The organism is Rhodoferax sp. U11-2br (assembly GCF_018619435.1).
Classification (GTDB): domain Bacteria; phylum Pseudomonadota; class Gammaproteobacteria; order Burkholderiales; family Burkholderiaceae_C; genus Rhodoferax.
The window spans coordinates 74,711-89,727 of sequence record NZ_JAHFZF010000006.1; the positions used below are offsets into that span (position 1 = coordinate 74,711).

Annotated in this window: 16 protein-coding genes and 1 riboswitch; of the genes, 2 read left to right on the forward strand and 14 right to left on the reverse strand. The window is 62.0% G+C overall.

The window, feature by feature from the left end:
- Nucleotides 1-16 precede the first annotated feature (16 nt).
- Together hydA and KKO72_RS05785 are read left to right on the forward strand one after the other, a co-directional pair.
- Nucleotides 17-1,471 (forward strand): dihydropyrimidinase, encoded by a 1,455-nt coding sequence (gene hydA, locus KKO72_RS05780; protein ID WP_214936364.1) that lies wholly within the window; start codon nucleotides 17-19, stop codon nucleotides 1,469-1,471.
- A 50-nt stretch (nucleotides 1,472-1,521) separates the two neighbouring features.
- Nucleotides 1,522-2,205, forward strand: a complete 684-nt coding sequence (locus KKO72_RS05785) for a GntR family transcriptional regulator (RefSeq protein WP_214936366.1) — start codon at nucleotides 1,522-1,524, stop codon at nucleotides 2,203-2,205.
- 156 nt (nucleotides 2,206-2,361) lie between these two features.
- Here the strand turns inward: KKO72_RS05785 and KKO72_RS05790 are convergent, their stop codons facing one another.
- The 14 genes from KKO72_RS05790 to KKO72_RS05855 form a co-directional block, all read right to left on the reverse strand.
- Nucleotides 2,362-3,099 carry a Crp/Fnr family transcriptional regulator gene (locus KKO72_RS05790; RefSeq protein WP_214936368.1) on the reverse strand — a complete coding sequence of 246 codons (738 nt, stop codon included), beginning with the start codon at nucleotides 3,097-3,099 and terminating at the stop codon, nucleotides 2,362-2,364.
- Between the two features lie 73 nt (nucleotides 3,100-3,172).
- Nucleotides 3,173-3,913, reverse strand: a complete 741-nt coding sequence (gene cobA / locus KKO72_RS05795; RefSeq protein WP_214936370.1) for a uroporphyrinogen-III C-methyltransferase — start codon at nucleotides 3,911-3,913, stop codon at nucleotides 3,173-3,175.
- Nucleotides 3,906-4,253, reverse strand: a complete 348-nt coding sequence (locus KKO72_RS05800) for a ferredoxin (protein ID WP_214936372.1) — start codon at nucleotides 4,251-4,253, stop codon at nucleotides 3,906-3,908. Before KKO72_RS05800 ends, cobA begins: the two co-directional genes overlap by 8 nt.
- Nucleotides 4,250-5,260 (reverse strand): precorrin-3B C(17)-methyltransferase, encoded by a 1,011-nt coding sequence (cobJ, locus tag KKO72_RS05805; protein ID WP_251140476.1) that lies wholly within the window; start codon nucleotides 5,258-5,260, stop codon nucleotides 4,250-4,252. The genes KKO72_RS05800 and cobJ overlap by 4 nt, the downstream gene beginning before the upstream one ends.
- Nucleotides 5,241-5,666: a cobalamin biosynthesis protein gene (locus KKO72_RS05810; protein ID WP_214936374.1), complete on the reverse strand. Its 426-nt coding sequence runs from the start codon at nucleotides 5,664-5,666 to the stop codon at nucleotides 5,241-5,243. The genes cobJ and KKO72_RS05810 overlap by 20 nt, the downstream gene beginning before the upstream one ends.
- A complete protein-coding gene (locus KKO72_RS05815; RefSeq protein WP_251140477.1) occupies nucleotides 5,663-6,433 on the reverse strand; it encodes a cobalamin biosynthesis central domain-containing protein in 771 nt (256 codons plus the stop codon). The genes KKO72_RS05810 and KKO72_RS05815 overlap by 4 nt, the downstream gene beginning before the upstream one ends.
- Nucleotides 6,430-7,221, reverse strand: a complete 792-nt coding sequence (cobI, locus tag KKO72_RS05820) for a precorrin-2 C(20)-methyltransferase (RefSeq protein WP_214936376.1) — start codon at nucleotides 7,219-7,221, stop codon at nucleotides 6,430-6,432. The genes KKO72_RS05815 and cobI overlap by 4 nt, the downstream gene beginning before the upstream one ends.
- Entirely contained in the window at nucleotides 7,214-8,536 is a 1,323-nt protein-coding gene (gene cbiE / locus KKO72_RS05825; RefSeq protein WP_251140478.1) for a precorrin-6y C5,15-methyltransferase (decarboxylating) subunit CbiE, read from the reverse strand. The genes cobI and cbiE overlap by 8 nt, the downstream gene beginning before the upstream one ends.
- Before the next feature lie 11 nt (nucleotides 8,537-8,547).
- Nucleotides 8,548-9,645 carry a cobalt-precorrin-5B (C(1))-methyltransferase gene (locus tag KKO72_RS05830; RefSeq protein ID WP_214936381.1) on the reverse strand — a complete coding sequence of 366 codons (1,098 nt, stop codon included), beginning with the start codon at nucleotides 9,643-9,645 and terminating at the stop codon, nucleotides 8,548-8,550.
- On the reverse strand, nucleotides 9,642-10,334 hold the full coding sequence (locus KKO72_RS05835; RefSeq protein WP_214936383.1) for a precorrin-8X methylmutase: 693 nt from the start codon (nucleotides 10,332-10,334) through the stop codon (nucleotides 9,642-9,644). The genes KKO72_RS05830 and KKO72_RS05835 overlap by 4 nt, the downstream gene beginning before the upstream one ends.
- Nucleotides 10,331-11,335 carry a sirohydrochlorin chelatase gene (locus KKO72_RS05840; RefSeq protein WP_214936386.1) on the reverse strand — a complete coding sequence of 335 codons (1,005 nt, stop codon included), beginning with the start codon at nucleotides 11,333-11,335 and terminating at the stop codon, nucleotides 10,331-10,333. The genes KKO72_RS05835 and KKO72_RS05840 overlap by 4 nt, the downstream gene beginning before the upstream one ends.
- Nucleotides 11,332-12,153 (reverse strand): precorrin-4 C(11)-methyltransferase, encoded by an 822-nt coding sequence (cobM, locus tag KKO72_RS05845; RefSeq protein WP_214936388.1) that lies wholly within the window; start codon nucleotides 12,151-12,153, stop codon nucleotides 11,332-11,334. Before cobM ends, KKO72_RS05840 begins: the two co-directional genes overlap by 4 nt.
- Nucleotides 12,154-12,156: 3 nt before the next feature.
- Nucleotides 12,157-12,834: an energy-coupling factor ABC transporter permease gene (locus KKO72_RS05850; protein ID WP_214936390.1), complete on the reverse strand. Its 678-nt coding sequence runs from the start codon at nucleotides 12,832-12,834 to the stop codon at nucleotides 12,157-12,159.
- Nucleotides 12,835-13,060: 226 nt separating this feature from the next.
- A riboswitch (cobalamin riboswitch) is annotated at nucleotides 13,061-13,297 on the reverse strand.
- A 115-nt stretch (nucleotides 13,298-13,412) separates the two neighbouring features.
- A complete protein-coding gene (locus tag KKO72_RS05855; RefSeq protein ID WP_251140479.1) occupies nucleotides 13,413-14,924 on the reverse strand; it encodes a bifunctional aminoglycoside phosphotransferase/ATP-binding protein in 1,512 nt (503 codons plus the stop codon).
- Between the last annotated feature and the right edge of the window lie 93 nt (nucleotides 14,925-15,017).

The following is a 15,017-nucleotide window of genomic DNA, read 5'->3' on the forward strand; positions in this document are numbered from 1 at the left end:
GACAGGAGCCCTGCCCATGACAGATTTTGACCTGATCATCAGAAACGCCGACATTGCCACCGCCGCCGACCGCTACAGCGCCGACATCGGCATCCGGGACGGCCGTATTGTGGCCATCGCCCAGACCCTGAGTCCCAACGCTGCCGAAGTGATCGACGCCTGCGGGCGACTGGTTACCCCTGGTGGCGTGGATGGCCATGTGCACCTGGACCAGCCCACCAGTGACGGTTCGGTGTTTTCCGACGATTTTTTCACCGGCACCCGCTCCGCCGCCTGTGGCGGCACCACCACCGTGATCCCGTTTGCGACCCAGCAACGCGGCCACAGCTTGCAGGAAGCGGTGGATGACTACCACCGGCGTGCCAAGGGCAAGGCGGTGATCGACTATGCCTTTCACCTGATCGTCTCGGACACCTCGCCCAAGCTGATCCAGGAAGAACTGCCGCGCCTGATTGCCGAGGGCTACACCTCGGTCAAGATCTACATGACCTACGACGACATGAAGCTGGGTGACCGCCAGATCATCGAGGTGCTGGCCACCGCGCGCAAACATGGCGCCATGACCATGGTGCACGCTGAAAACAGCGACTGCATCGGCTGGTTGACCGAGCAACTGCTGGCCGCGGGCTTGAGCGCGCCGGGTTACCACAGCCAGTCGCGCCCGATGGTGGTGGAGCGTGAGGCCACCCACCGCGCCATTGCCCTGTCGGAACTGCTCGACACCCCGATCCTGATCGTACATGTGTCGGGCAAAGAGGCGATTGAGCAAATCCACTGGGCGCGTGGCCGGGGCCTGCCGATTTTTGCCGAGACCTGCCCGCAATACCTGCTGCTGAGTGCGGAAGACCTGGGGCCCCAGAACGACGACGGCGCCTACGGCATGCGCTGCATCTGCAGCCCGCCACCGCGCGACAAGGGCAACCAGGAAGTGGTCTGGACCGGCCTGGCCAACGGCTTGTTCACCATCGTCTCCTCCGACCATGCACCGTTCAACTACGGTGGTGAGCAGGGCAAAAAAATCGCCGGTCCGGCCGCACCGTTCAATCTGGTGCCCAACGGCATCCCCGGTGTGGAAACCCGGCTGCCGCTGCTGATGAGTGAAGGTGTGCTCACCGGTCGCATCGACCTGCAGCGTTTTGTCGCCCTGACCTCGACCAACCCGGCCAAACTCTATGGGCTGTACCCGCAAAAGGGCACGATTGCCGTGGGCAGCGATGCTGACCTGGTGATCTGGGAGATGTATACACCGGGACAGGAGCGGCAGCTGAAGGCTGAGATGTTGCACAGTGCTTGTGACTACACCCCTTACGAAGGCAGGAGCCTGCGCTGCTGGCCAGCCCATACCCTGTCACGCGGACGCACCGTCTGGCGCGATGGGGTGTTCACGGCACAGGCCGGAGAAGGCCAGTTTGTACCCTGTTTGCGCCCGCGTGAACCGGTGGCTGGCAGCCCTTTGGCGAAATGGCTGTGACGCGATAATCTGGACACGTCTGCCACCGGCAAAAAAGGGTCAATACAACTATGTCGAGCGATCTGGAATCTGTCACCACCTTGCCACCGCTGGGCTCCCTGGAGGTGCGCTCATCCAGCCTGTCGGACCAGGCGTATCACCGCATGCGCGAGCTGATCTTGGACCGCAAGATCTCTTCCGGCAGCACCTTGCTCGAAGGCAAACTCGCTGACGAGTTAGGCATCTCGCGCACACCGATGCGCGAGGCGCTGGGCCGCCTGGCCGGTGAAGGCCTGCTGGTACGGCGCGACGCCCGCTCGTACTCGGTCCGCAGTGTCGGCACCAAGGAGTATTTTGATGCCATGCGCACCCGCGAGCTGCTGGAGTGTGAAGCCATCGCCCTGGCCATTGGCAAGATCGACGAGGCTGACCTCGATCGGCTCGACGCCGAGGTCGATGCCCTCAACGTGGGAGAGCACACCGAGACCGAGCACTGGCATTTTGACGACCGTTTCCACATGTTCATCGCCCATGCCAGCGGCAACATCGTGATGCCCCTGCTGATCCAGCAACTGCGTGATGACGCCCGGCTGTTTCGTCTGCACAGCCCCCTGCACCGCCAGAAGGAAAACCACCACGAACACCGCGAGATCATCCGAGCCCTGCGCAACAAAGATGTCGAAGGCGCCCGGGGTGCGGTGCGGGCCCACCTGCGCAGCCTGCAAAACGATGTGCAACGTGCAGTGATGGGCTAGGCCACCGCCAACCCATCAGCTGACTGCCCGCCGTGTAACGCCCTCACGGACACACGGAAGGCCACCGATTCCAGCATAGAAACCGCCTAAATCCCTTACATAAAAAGGGACAAAAGCTATTAAATAAATAGCAAACAGGACGCCTGACATAAGCGTTCAGTGCCTGGTCTTGGGTGGGGGCAGCAGCCGTTCACACTCCCCTTTGACAGCGGCGTAACACTCGCAGGCCCGAGCCTCCAGCTGGTCGCGGTCAAGCACGCTGATGCTGCCACGTGCCTTGGTGATCAGCCCTTCCTTGTGCAGCTTGCCTGCGGTCTGGGTCACACTTTCGCGGCGCACGCCGAGCAGGTGGGAAATCTGCTCCTGGGTGATCATCATTTTGTCGCTGTGTAAGCGGTCAAAACTCATCAGTAACCAGCGGCTGAACTGCTGCTCCACCGAGTGGTGCTGGTTACATACCGCCATTTGTGAGGTCTGGCAGATCAATGCCTGGGTGTAGAGCAAGGCCAGGTGTTGTAACTGACCACCCTGCTCGAACTCGTGTTTCATGACTTTGCGGCTGAGCCGGTAGGCCTGGCCAGCGCTTTGCACCTCGGTGCTGCTGGGCAGGCTGTCACCGCCCATGTAAATCGAAATACCGACCAGCCCTTCGTTGCCGACCAGCGCAATTTCGCTGGAGGAGCCGTCTTCAAGCGCATAAATCAGCGAGACGATGCCCGAGACCGGAAAGTGCAGGTAGCGCACATGGTCACCCGACTCCGACATGGTCCAGCCCAGGGGCATGGCCACCAGCTCCAGATCGGGCAGGATGCGCTCGTATTCAGCTTTGGGCAAGGCCGCCAGGATCTGGTTCTGACGGGGGTCGGGCGCGGCGAGTTGGATGGGTTTGGACATGCACTTGGGTATCAAACGAGGAGGACCTAATGTACTCCCCATGCCTGAAACCGGCCGACGGGCCCATCCAGCCTCACACCTGGTTGTAGTGCGGGCTCAGTTGTACCGTCTCTCCAATGATCACCAGCCCGGGTTGAGGGCCATAAGAGGGTGCCAGCGTCACCAGTCGAGACAGACCGGTGGCCCAGATACGCTGGGTGGTCCGGGTGCCGTCGCGCACGATGGCGGCGGGGGTGTCTGGCGGCAAACCATGCGAGATCAACTGCTGGGCAATGTGCGGCAGGCGCTGCACCCCCATGTAGAACACCCGGGTCTGGCCCGGGCGTGCCAGAGCCGACCAGTCATACCCACTGCTCTCGTCGGCCAGATGGCCGGGCAGGAAGACACAGCTGCCTGCCAGATCGCGGTGGGTCAGCGGGATGCCTGCGGCCATTGAGCAGCCGCTGGCTGCCGTCACACCCGGCACCACCTCAAAACCGATGCCGGCTGCTTGCAGCGCCTGCACCTCTTCACCCCCGCGCCCAAACACGAAGGGGTCACCCCCCTTGAGCCGCACCACCTGCCGCCCGGCTTGGGCATGCTGCACCAGCAAGGCATTGATCTGGTCTTGTGGCACCGCATGGTTGCCCAGGGCCTTGCCCACGTAGAGGCGCTCAGCGCTGGCCGGAATCTGATCGAGGACCTCTTGTGTGATCAGCCGGTCGTGCACCACCACCTCGGCACGCTGCAGGCGGTTGAGCGCACGCAAGGTCATCAGGTCGGCCGGGCCGGGGCCAGCGCCGACGATGTAGACAAACCCAGCTGCCTCACTCATGGCAGTCTCCCGGACCTTGGTGAAACACCAGATCAGCCACCGGCTGACCCGCCACCAGATGTTGTTCAATGATGCGGTCCATGTTGTCGGATGTCACGTTGTAGTACCAGGTGCCGTCCGGCTGCACACACATCACCGGCCCCCCCTTGCAGGCGGCAAAACAGCTGACCCGGCTGCGTTTGACCCGCATCGCACCGTCGTTCAGACCCGCGGCCTTGAACTTCTCCCCCAGGCTATCAAACAGGGCTTGGGACGCACCATCCTGGGTGCAACGCGGGCCGGTGCAAATCAGCAGATGGCGTTTGTAGTCACCAATTTTCGGCTTGATCACCTCACTCATGCCTCAGCCTCGTCAGCACCAGGTGTTTCTTCTTCAAGCGGGGTGTTGAGCACCAGCTCCAGATAGTCTGCGGGCAGATGGTGAAGCTGTGCCAGTTGCGTCAGGCTGATGCCTTCAGCAAAGTCAGCGTGTAAATTGGCCATCCACCCAAGCAGGCCAGTAGACAGGGAGCGACCCCGCTTTTCGCCCTCACGTGCGCTGCCGTCGCCTTGCATGTCGTATTTGTTGGCGTAACCCCGTGGGGTGACCATCAGGCCGTCGCGCACAAAAGTGTTGCTGTTGCCAATCAACACGGTGCTGAGCATGCCGATGTCGCAGTCACTCATCTTGTCCAGCGTGGTGAACACAATCGCCTGGCGGCGACGGTAGGCCGACTTGACCACCGCCACCGGTGTCTGGGGCGAGCGATGCCGCAAAAACAGGTACTGCGCCTGCTCAATCTGCTGGGTGCGTCGCCCACTCTTGGGGTTGTAGAGCGCCACCACAAAATCAGCCGCAGCGGCGGCCTCCAGCCGACGGGCGATGACCGGCCAGGGGGTCAACAGGTCGGACAGCGAAATAGAGCAGAAGTCATGCGTCAGCGGTGCACCCACCAGCGAGGCGCAGGCGTTGATGGCCGAGGTGCCCGGCACAATCTCCACCGGCACACCGCTGTCCGGCGTCCAACCCGCCTGGAACAGCACCTCGTAGGTCGGGCCGGCCATGCCGTAGACCCCGGCGTCACCACTGGAGATCAGCGCCACCTTTTTGCCCGCCTTGGCGCACTCCAGCGCATGCACGGCGCGGTCGAGCTCCTCGGTCATGCCTTTGCGGATGACTTCTTTGCCTTCCAGCAGATCAGCCACCAGCTTGATGTAGGTGACATACCCAATCACCACATCGGCCTCGGCAATGGCTTCGACCGCGCGATGGGTCATCTGGGCGAAGCTACCCGGGCCAATGCCCACCAGCATGATCTTGCCTTGCGGTTGGGTGGTCACGGGGGCTTCAGAAACGATCTCGGTCATGCGTCATCCTTGCAATGGAAATGGTGGCGTTTTTTCCGTCAACGCCTTGGTGTTTGAATTTTTCGACCAGCAACTGATCAGCTTGTGCCCCGGCCGCCAGCAGCGCAGCCGCCTCTGACACCGAGGGGGTACCCATGTAACGCAAGACGGTCTCGGACGGATTGGGCACCGACACCACCGCCAGTTCGGCCGCGCTGAAAAAACGCAGCGGCCAGCCGCCAACCTTGGCCAGCTCGAGGAAAGCTAGCTCATCGGACTTGGCCTCGATACTGGCCAACACCCGCACCTGGGTGCGGCTCAGCCCGGCCTGGGCCAGCGCGTCGTACAACGCCTGCAGTACCGTGGTCAGGGGGGTACCCCGGTCGCAGCCGAGACCGACCGCGACGCTCTGAAGCGCTGCACTCATGCGTCCTGCCCCTGCGGCGGTCGGTAAACCACCAGTCGCTCATGCAGTTGCCCCCAGTGCGCGGGGGTGACTTCGGCGTGGGTGATCCACAACACCGCCTTGAACTGGTCCAGATCCACATCTTCAAAACGGGAAAAACGCTGGATGTTGGCTGGCAAGGGCGTCGGGCGGGTCCACCAGTGGGGGCTGCCCGCCTCCTGCACCAGGGCCACCGGCTCCTGGTTGACCACGGCGGCAGAGACGCGGGTGATGTTGATCTTGGGCGACTCCACACGCCAGCCGAGTTCGCGCCCCAGGATGTCGACGGGAATGGTCTTGCCCACGTCAGACGCGGTGGTCAGCACTGCGGTGCCCCCCAGCAACGCAGCCACCTGTTCGGCCATGGCATTGGCACCACCAATATGGCCTGAGAGCACCGGAATGACGTACTGCCCGGCGTCGTCCACCACCAACACACCAGGGTCTTCGTCCTTGTTTTTGAGGTAGGGCGCAATCAGGCGCACCACCGCACCAAGTGAAACAAAAAACACCAGTTGATCGAAGTTGGCAAAGAGCTGCGCTACTTCATCGCGAAACGGGCCGCTGTAGGTCTGGATCGGGTTGCTGACACCAGCCAGCAGCGGGGCAAACTTGTCGGCGACACACACATGGGCAGCGGGAAGCTGGCTTGCCAACAACGCGGCTTGTTGCGCGCCATGTTTGGTGATGGCGATCAGCACCACACGCGGCACCGGCTCGGTCACAGCAGACATATGGAGTTCACTCATTGGGCAGCTTCCTCGGCCAGCTCGGTGCTGGTCTTTTTGCGACAACCGCGCACCAGCGGCCCTTTTTCACGGTCCGGATTTTTCACCAGCAGCAAAGACAGGTAATTGACCGGGCTGCCTTTGAGGCTGGCCACATCCCGCACCACCCGCTCCAGCGGGGACCCCGCTTTTTCCACCAGGCAGCTGTGGGCCAGCAGACCACGGCGCTCCAGCAAGTCGATCAGATCATCCAACAGCGGTTTGACCTTCATCAGCACCAGAGTATCAAAGTCGTCAAGCATCTTCTCCACCGCGTGGATGCCATAAGCTGCTGGCACGATGGCGATGGTGTCGTCCTGCTCGGACAGCGGCACCTGCACCGTGGCACACACCGCGTTGAATGAACTCACACCCGCCACCACCTCCACCTGCGCCGCCGGGTCCAACTCACGCAGCACCCGCGCCAGGTAACTGAAGCTGGCATAGGTGGAGGCATCCCCTTCCACCAGAAACAGCACATCCTGCCCGGTGGCCAGCAAATCGCGCACGGTTTCTGCGGCCTTGAGCCAATGGCGCGCCAGCTTTTCCGCGTCGTGGGTCATTGGGAACAGCAGCGGCAGGTGCTGGGCAGGCAGCGGCAAACCGGCGCGCTGGGCGATGTCGAATGCATAACTGTCCGAGCGCAGGTTACGCACCGGGTAGGTCCAGATGGCATTGGGGCGCTCCAGCAAAGCCCAGGCGCGACGGGTGATCAGGCCAGGGTCACCAGGACCAAGAGAGACGCCAAAAAGGGTGCCGTTTTTAGACATGAGTTGCTACAAATTCAGAAGTTGTCAGGGCAGATGGCGCCTGGGCACAGATGATCCAGACCGGATTTTCTGCGGCCATGCGGTGCATGTGCAGGATCGGCTGGCTGCGCGAGGCCTGCAACTGGAGCACATCCCAGCTGGTCGTCAGGGTTTTGACCGTTTCAACCGCTGTGGCCATGTTTTCCAGCGTCACAAAATTCATCACCAGCCAGCCACCGGGACGCAGGCGTTGTAACACCAGTTGGATCAAGGCAGCCAGCTCCCCCCCCGAGCCACCAATGAACACCGCATCGGGGTCGCCCCAGTCGGCCAGGCCATCGGGCGCCTTACCGTGCACCAAGCTGTGGTTGCTGATACCCAACGCGCGGCGGTTCTGCAGCACATTGGCGCAATCGTCAGCGTTTTTTTCAATCGCGTAGACATGGCCCTGCGAGCACAAGCGGGCCGCCTCCAACCCGACCGAGCCGGTCCCCGCGCCAATGTCCCAGACCACGCTGTTATGCCGTAATTGCAGACGCGCCAGGGACACGGCTCGCACCTCGTTTTTGGTGATCAGGCCTTTTTCCGGGTGGCGCTGTACAAAACTGGCATCAGGCAGGCCAAACAACACCGGCGACACACGCAAGGTGGTGCGCCACAACAGCACCACATTGAGATCGGCAAAGACCATTTCGGTGGCGGCCTGGATGCTGAAGCCGCTCACCACACGCTCCTGCGGTTGGCACAGGCGCTCGGCCACCGCCATCTCCCAGTCCTTGTCCAGGCCTTCGGTGACGAGCATCCGGGCAATGCGATCGGGTGAATTGGACGGGCTGGTCAACACCGCCAGGCGGTCGTGCTGGCGCAGTTCACGCAGCAAACCATACAAACCATGGCTGGGCGGTGACCCTGCCACCCACTCCCCGGCATCGCGGCTGTGCACCGAGACAAAACGCATGTCCTGCCAGGGCAGGCAGAGCCGGGCACAGGCCAGTTGCAGGGTCGAGACGTTGGGAAGCACCTCGATGACGTCCACACACAGACGCGAAGCTAGGTAGGCAGCAATGCCATGGCATAACGGGTCACCGGTGGCCAGCACTACCACACGCAGGCCATCGTCGAGCGCGGCGCGAATCCATTCCGGTACCTGCGACATCACTCCGGTCAGGTCACGCTGCTCTGCCAGCGGCGCGATGTGCTCGGCCAGCAGTTCCAGCGTACGTGTGCCACCAATCACCAACTGCGCCTGTTCCAGATGGGCCAGCGCAGCCTGGCTCAGGCTGGTCGCGCCATCGTCCAGCACGCCCAACACACGGCACTTGTCCAAATTCTTCATGGCGTCCTTGTTCATGGGTACTGGGCAATCTTGTGCCCATCAAAGTCACACACCAGCACCTGAATATCAAACTGATCGGGGTAGGTCAGACGCAAGGTCTGCACCACGCGTTGCGCCAGAGTGGTGTGGAACACCGTGCCCAAGCCGAGTTCATCCATGCGTTCACCGGCATAACGTGCGGTTTTGGCGGCGCGGATGTCGGCACACACATTGGGGGCCACACCCAGTTCTGCCGCCAGATCGGCCAGCAGCCCGGTGTCGACGTCAGCCCGCCCAGCGTGGGTGATGGTTTCACCCTGAGCGATTTTGGTGAGTTTGCCCACCATGCCGCCAATCACCACCTGCTTCACACCGGCTTTCACCGCCGCACTCATGGCGTAACGCAAAAAGTCACCCATCTGCACAAAGGCGGCCTCGGGCAGATGTGGCAGCTGTTCCATGACAAACTTTTCGGTGCGACCACCGGTGGTCAGCACCACCACCCCCTGCGGCAAGGTGCCAGCAACATGCACCCCCTGCACCACGCTGGCGCGGTAGGCGGCAGTGGAATACGGCTTGACGATGCCGGTGGTGCCCAAAATCGAAATCCCCCCCAGAATGCCCAGTCGGGCGTTGGTGGTTTTTTTTGCCATCTCCTGGCCTTGTGGCACCGAGATCGTCACGACCAGCCCCGCGTTGTCCAGCAACGCCCCAGCAGCCTGGCGCACATTGGCTTCGATGTTGCGGCGCGGCACCGGGTTGATGGCCGGGCCACCCACCTCCAGGCCCAAGCCGGGCATCGTCACCCGTCCCACCCCGACACCACCAGCCAGCAGCACCCGGCCGGGTGAGTCGGCTTGCCAGCACACATCGGCCGTCAAATGGGCTTTGTCGGTGCAATCGGGGTCGTCACCCGCATCCTTGATCACCATGGCATGGGCACAAACCCCGTCACAACGGCCATCGTGCACGGCGAAAGTCACCAAGTCACCATTGGGCAACTGGCTTTCGACACTGTCAGGCACCTGACCGGTCACCAGGCCGATGACCGCCGCCCTCGCCGCCGCTGCGGCACACGCACCGGTGGTGAAACCGGTGCGTGTGCCACGCGGCACACTTTTGTCCATCACGCGGTGCTGTCCTTGCTGTTGGCCTTGGCCTCCGCCATGCCCAGCAAAGCGTGGATGGCCGCCACCACCAGGGTCGAGCCGCCCTTGCGGCCACGGATCACCACCCAGGGCACATCATTCTGCAAGGCCATCAGGTCCTTGGACTCAGCCGCCGAGACAAAACCCACCGGCATGCCAACCACCAGGGCCGGGCGGACACCCTCTTCGCGGATCAGCCGCACCACCTCGATCAAAGCGGTGGGGGCGTTGCCGATGCCGATGATGGCGCCATCAAGCAGCCCCAGCCTGTGCGCCTTGCGCATGGCCTGCACCGCACGCGTGGTGCCCTGTGCCTGAGCCAGCTCAATCACATCAGGATCACTGATGAACTGGTGGGTGCTGATGCCAAAGTGCGCCAGGCGCGGGGCAGACAGACCCACACAAATCATCTCGACATCGGCCACCACACGAGCCTGGCCCGAAAAAATGGCCGCCAGCCCGGCGCTCACCGCCTGGGGGTGGAATTCGGTCAAGCCATTGAAATCAAAGTCGGCATTGGCGTGAATCATGCGACGCACCACGGGCCACTGTTCAGGTGCGTAGTTGTGGGGACCGGCTTCGCGGTCGATCACCGCAAACGAATCGTGCTCGATGGCGCGGCCAGCGGCGGTGAGTTGTTCGGTGATGACGTTGGCGGTGGGCAAACTCATGTCGGGGCTCCGACATGGGGATGGTGGTGGTGACCGTGTTCATGTTCATGTTCATGTTCATGTTCATGTTCATGTTCATGTTCATGTTCATGTTCATGTTCATGTTCGTGAGGATGGTCGTGTTCGTGCGGGTGTGCATGGTCATGGCCGTGGTGTGTGCCGTCCTCATGCAAATGACCGCCTTGGCCATGTTCAACCGCAAACTCGCGGAACTTGCAGCCATCACAGGCCATCATCGCAGCGGGGCGACCCAGGCGGGCATCGTTGACACGCTGCTCCAGCACCTCAAACACCTCGGGCTCAAACCCAAAATAGTTGGTCAGCGCAAAACGCACGGTGGGGTACTGGGTCTTGAGGTTGGCCACCTGGCGCACGATACGCTCCATCAGCGTGCCGTTGAACAGGTAATACGGCAACACCGCAATTTGTGTCATGCCCAGCAGGTGCTGGCGTTGCACCACTTTTTCGAGCCGGGGGTAGGTGATGCCGGTGAACGCCACATCCACCAACGGGTGGTCAGTTTCTTCCATGACCCAGCGCGCCATTTTCGCCATCTCGCCATTGGCATGGCGGTCGGACGAGCCGCGCCCAAGAAGCACTACACCGGTGGTGGTGGGGTCGGGCATGTCCAGCGATTTCATCGCGGTTTTGAGGCGGCGCAGCACCACCTTCAACAGCAGGTCGCAAGCGGTCAACTCGGGGGTGTACAAAAACTGCACCCGTGGAAACCGGACGCGCGCTGCGTCAATCGCTTGCGGGATGTCCATCTTGACGTGGCCCGCCGCATTCAGGATCAGCGGCACCACAATCACCCGGCCCGACTTGGCGGCCGCGGTGGCCAAACCTTGCGCCAGCGTGATGTCTGCCAGTTCAATAAAACAGACCTCGATCGACCAGCTCGGCTGACGTTGGCGCCACTGCTGGGCAAAAGCCAGGATTTCGTCGTTGCCGGAGGCCTCGCGTGAGCCGTGGCCCACCAGCAAAATGGTGTCAGAGGTCATGGGGTATCCAGGGTAAGTTGAGAAGCAGGCACGCTGGCCTGCCGGAAACGGTGGGTGAAGCTGGCGTCGTAGAGTTTGGACTTGGCCAGGGTGGTCCAATGCCGGGCGCCCAGTGTCGGGCTGGCGATGATCATCGACTGGCTGACCAGCTTGGCCTCGCGGCACAGCGCCTGGATGGTGTCAACCGTGCCGCGTACAATTTTTTCTTCACCAGGCCAGCTGGCTTTGTGGACCACCACCACCGGCGCATCCGGTGACCAGCCCGCGGCGCGCAGCGCAGCGGTGACCTGCCCCATCAAGGTGATGCTCAAGAAGATGCACAAGGTGCTGTGGTGTGCCGCCAGTTCCTGCAGCGACTCCCCCTCAGGCATGGGCGTGCGCCCTTCCATGCGGGTCAGAATCACGGTCTGGGTGACTTCGGGCAGGGTCAGGCTCTCGACTGCCGCTGCGGCAGAGGCCATGGCCGAGGACACCCCCGGCACCACCTGCACCGGCACACCCGCGGCATCCAGCGGCTGCACCAGCTCAATCAATGCGCCGTACAAGCCCGGGTCACCGGTCTGCAGGCGCACCACGGTCTCGCAGCGCGCCGCCTGGGTGATCAGCCAAGCCGACATGGCTTCGAGGGTCATGTCTTTGCTGTCCACAATGACGCAATCCGCTGGTGCCCAGCGGGTGGCAGCTTCGCTGACCAGGGAGCCAGCGAACAGGATGGCGCCCGCGCGCTCAATCAGCCCCCGGCCCTTGACGGTGATCAGGTCCGGGTCACCCGGACCGGCCCCCACAAACCAAACGGTTCCGGGCTTGGGCTGCACCATGGATCAGGCCGCGCTGTAGAGGCGTTTGTCGACAGCGACCGAGCCTTGCAGGCGGTGCATCATCTTGGCCAATGCCAGCACACCCAGGTCGATCAGGGGTTCAGCCAACACAATGGTCATGTAAGCCGCGCCAAAGCTGGCCACACTGGCCAGGTTCTCAGCACCCACACCACGACCATACAAGGCCCAGAAGCCAACCCACACCACGATGCCACCTTGGTAAGCCACCGACAGCTTGAAGGCCTGGGCGTAGCCAATGTTCACATAGGCAGTGCTCTCAGGAATGATCTTGCGCGCCAGGGCAGCGGTGGCAAACAGCGGCACCAGCAGGGTGGTGACGTTCATGCCGTACTGCGGCAGGTCAAACGGTGCAAAAAACAGACCTTGGACCAACAGGCCACCGGCCAAGCCAATGGCCGCAGGCGCCACACCAAAGACCAGCAACAAGGTGGTACCCAGGATCAAGTGCACCTCAGAGACGCCCACCGGGTGGTGTGGCAACACCTCAAAAAAGCAAAACACCAAGGCAACGGCCATGGCGGAACGCAGTGCCAAAGCGGTCAAACCATCGCGCTTGGCGGTATCAACAGCCAGTTTGGCGGCGTAACCAAGCGCGCCGGCGGCGGTGGCATAACTGAGAAAAATTTTGGCGCCTTCGACAAGGCCAGGTTCGATGTGCATGGAGTAACTCCTTAAAACGACGGATTGAACAACAGACAAACGCGAAAAACACAGCAGCTAAACGGGCTGTACCTCCTGACACGGACGCAGGACAACCAGCCTGGTTGCACCGTGGGTGCGGACACTTAGGCGTGCACAGCAGTAGCGGAAAATCATGGCAGGAACATCCGGCAAACAACTCTCACCATCGTCCCCGACAGTGCTTGAGCATCACGGCAACACGCGAACGTGCCACCACCTTGTTGGCCGGTATCCGGGCTGGTGGATGCAACCTCCATCGCCTTCCCAAGCGTCTTTGAAACACTCAGTGGCCGTGATGGAAGCGGAATCTTGACGATTCGTCCACTTACCGTTGCGGGGGCAGCGCAGGTTAGGTGGGCTGTTGTCAGCCTGGACCCTCCTGCTTCCCGTTGAACTGCGTCGTGTGAACCACGCCGCGAGCACCAACGGGATGATTCTAACGACAGATTTCACACACACATGACATCTGTTTGCCTGTTGGTGCTGGTGAAAAAAGTACCTGCCGAGCCCGTGAGATACTCTTTAAAAGATAGCTATCAGCCCTTTTATATCAAGGGCTAGAGCACAAAGACTCTCTCATCATCTGTCAAGGACTCCAACTCGTGTTGCTGGTGGGCCAGCACGGCCAGCGTCGCCTCGGAAGCATCGGTGCCAGCTGCGTTGCGCGCCAGAATCCGTGCGCGCAATTGTTCTGGACTGGCCTGCGGCGCCAGGATGGCAAAGCGGGCATTTTGCTCAGCCGCAAGGGCGCGAAACACATCGCGGTCAGCACGTTTGAGGAAGCTGGCGTCCACTATCACCGACCAACCCGCCGCCAGCAAACTCGCCGGCAGCTCGCGCAGATGGGCATAGACCTGGGCGTGAACCTCAGGCGCATAGATGCCCGCGTTGATGCCTGAGTTGGACTGCGCCAAACGCCCCAACTTGAACAGGCGTTTGCGCTCCACATCGGCCCGCAGGCGCAGCGTCGGGGCATGGTTGTTTTGCTGCAGCCATTGGTCGGTCAAATAAGTTTTGCCACAGCCCGACAGACCGTGCGTGACCGTCAGTTGCACCGGGTGCGGCGCCGCCAGTCGTTCGGCCAAGCTGATGTCGGCCTGCACCTCAGAGGTGTAGGCATGTAACTGCTTGGCCCGGATGGCAGCCACCTTGGCGCGTACCAGACAGCGATAGACGGCGTAAAACCGCAGCAACAGCGACCCCTGGTAGTCGCCACTGTGGCTCAGCACCTCGTTGAGCAGCCAGTTAGCCAAGCCGGGCTGGCCGTGTTCCAGCAGGTCGATGTAGGGAAAGGCGATGTCGCTGGCCACGTCGATCCAGCGCAGGTCTTCGTTGAACTCCAGGCAGTCAAACAGACGCACAGCGCCGTTGATCAGCACCAGATTGGCCAGGTGCAGGTCGCCATGGCATTCCCGCACCCGGCCGCCAGATTTGCGCGCGTGCATCAGCGGCGCCAGTTGCTTAAATTGCGCCTGCGTCCAGGTTTGCAAGCATGCCAACCGGGCCAGGGCATCAGCGTCAGGCGGCGGCTTGAGCATGGTGGACAAATCGGTGAAGTTGTCCAGCATCGGGGCCATCACCTGATCGGGCACACCAAAACGGGTGTCAGGTGCGGCGAAAGCGGCGGTCTCATGAAAAGCCACCAGACTGCCCGCTAGGTCGGACAGGTGGACTGGGCGCAGTTCACCGCGCTCACACACGTGGTCCAGCCGACCGGCTTCGTCAAACCGGCGCATACGCACGGCGTAATCCAACACTTGCCCCGTGCCGCCCCACTGCGGGCCATGTGGTGAGTTGTTGAGACAAACCACGTCCAGGTAAATGTCCGGCGCCAGACGGCGGTTCAGACGCAGTTCGTCCAGGCAGGCCTGCTGGCGCAGCGCCAGGGTGCTGAAGTCCAGAAACGCCAGCTTGACCGGCTTTTTGATCTTGTAGGCGAACTCACCGGCCAGCAGCACCCAGGAGATGTGGGTTTCGACCAGCTCCACCCGCTTCACCTCACCTGGGTACGCTTGTGGCGCCAGCAGCGCTTGAATGAACGGTGGCAGCTTGGGATTCATGCCAGTCATGATGCCAGTCTCTGGCCCGCCACACCAGCCCATTCCAGTGACCCGTTCAGGTGAACCAGACGGCGGCGACAATGGCGGCCCCTTGCTTTTACC

Bases quoted from the DNA above. Each gene is read 5' to 3' on its own strand.
- hydA (WP_214936364.1), top strand. From the start codon at position 17: ATGACAGATTTTGACCTGATCATCAGAAACGCCGACATTGCCACCGCC.
- KKO72_RS05785 (WP_214936366.1), top strand. From the start codon at position 1,522: ATGTCGAGCGATCTGGAATCTGTCACCACCTTGCCACCGCTGGGCTCC.
- KKO72_RS05790 (WP_214936368.1), bottom strand. From the start codon at position 3,099: ATGTCCAAACCCATCCAACTCGCCGCGCCCGACCCCCGTCAGAACCAG.
- cobA (WP_214936370.1), bottom strand. From the start codon at position 3,913: ATGAGTGAGGCAGCTGGGTTTGTCTACATCGTCGGCGCTGGCCCCGGC.
- KKO72_RS05800 (WP_214936372.1), bottom strand. From the start codon at position 4,253: ATGAGTGAGGTGATCAAGCCGAAAATTGGTGACTACAAACGCCATCTG.
- cobJ (WP_251140476.1), bottom strand. From the start codon at position 5,260: ATGACCGAGATCGTTTCTGAAGCCCCCGTGACCACCCAACCGCAAGGC.
- KKO72_RS05810 (WP_214936374.1), bottom strand. From the start codon at position 5,666: ATGAGTGCAGCGCTTCAGAGCGTCGCGGTCGGTCTCGGCTGCGACCGG.
- KKO72_RS05815 (WP_251140477.1), bottom strand. From the start codon at position 6,433: ATGAGTGAACTCCATATGTCTGCTGTGACCGAGCCGGTGCCGCGTGTG.
- cobI (WP_214936376.1), bottom strand. From the start codon at position 7,221: ATGTCTAAAAACGGCACCCTTTTTGGCGTCTCTCTTGGTCCTGGTGAC.
- cbiE (WP_251140478.1), bottom strand. From the start codon at position 8,536: ATGAAGAATTTGGACAAGTGCCGTGTGTTGGGCGTGCTGGACGATGGC.
- KKO72_RS05835 (WP_214936383.1), bottom strand. From the start codon at position 10,334: ATGAGTTTGCCCACCGCCAACGTCATCACCGAACAACTCACCGCCGCT.
- KKO72_RS05840 (WP_214936386.1), bottom strand. From the start codon at position 11,335: ATGACCTCTGACACCATTTTGCTGGTGGGCCACGGCTCACGCGAGGCC.
- cobM (WP_214936388.1), bottom strand. From the start codon at position 12,153: ATGGTGCAGCCCAAGCCCGGAACCGTTTGGTTTGTGGGGGCCGGTCCG.
- KKO72_RS05850 (WP_214936390.1), bottom strand. From the start codon at position 12,834: ATGCACATCGAACCTGGCCTTGTCGAAGGCGCCAAAATTTTTCTCAGT.
- KKO72_RS05855 (WP_251140479.1), bottom strand. From the start codon at position 14,924: ATGACTGGCATGAATCCCAAGCTGCCACCGTTCATTCAAGCGCTGCTG.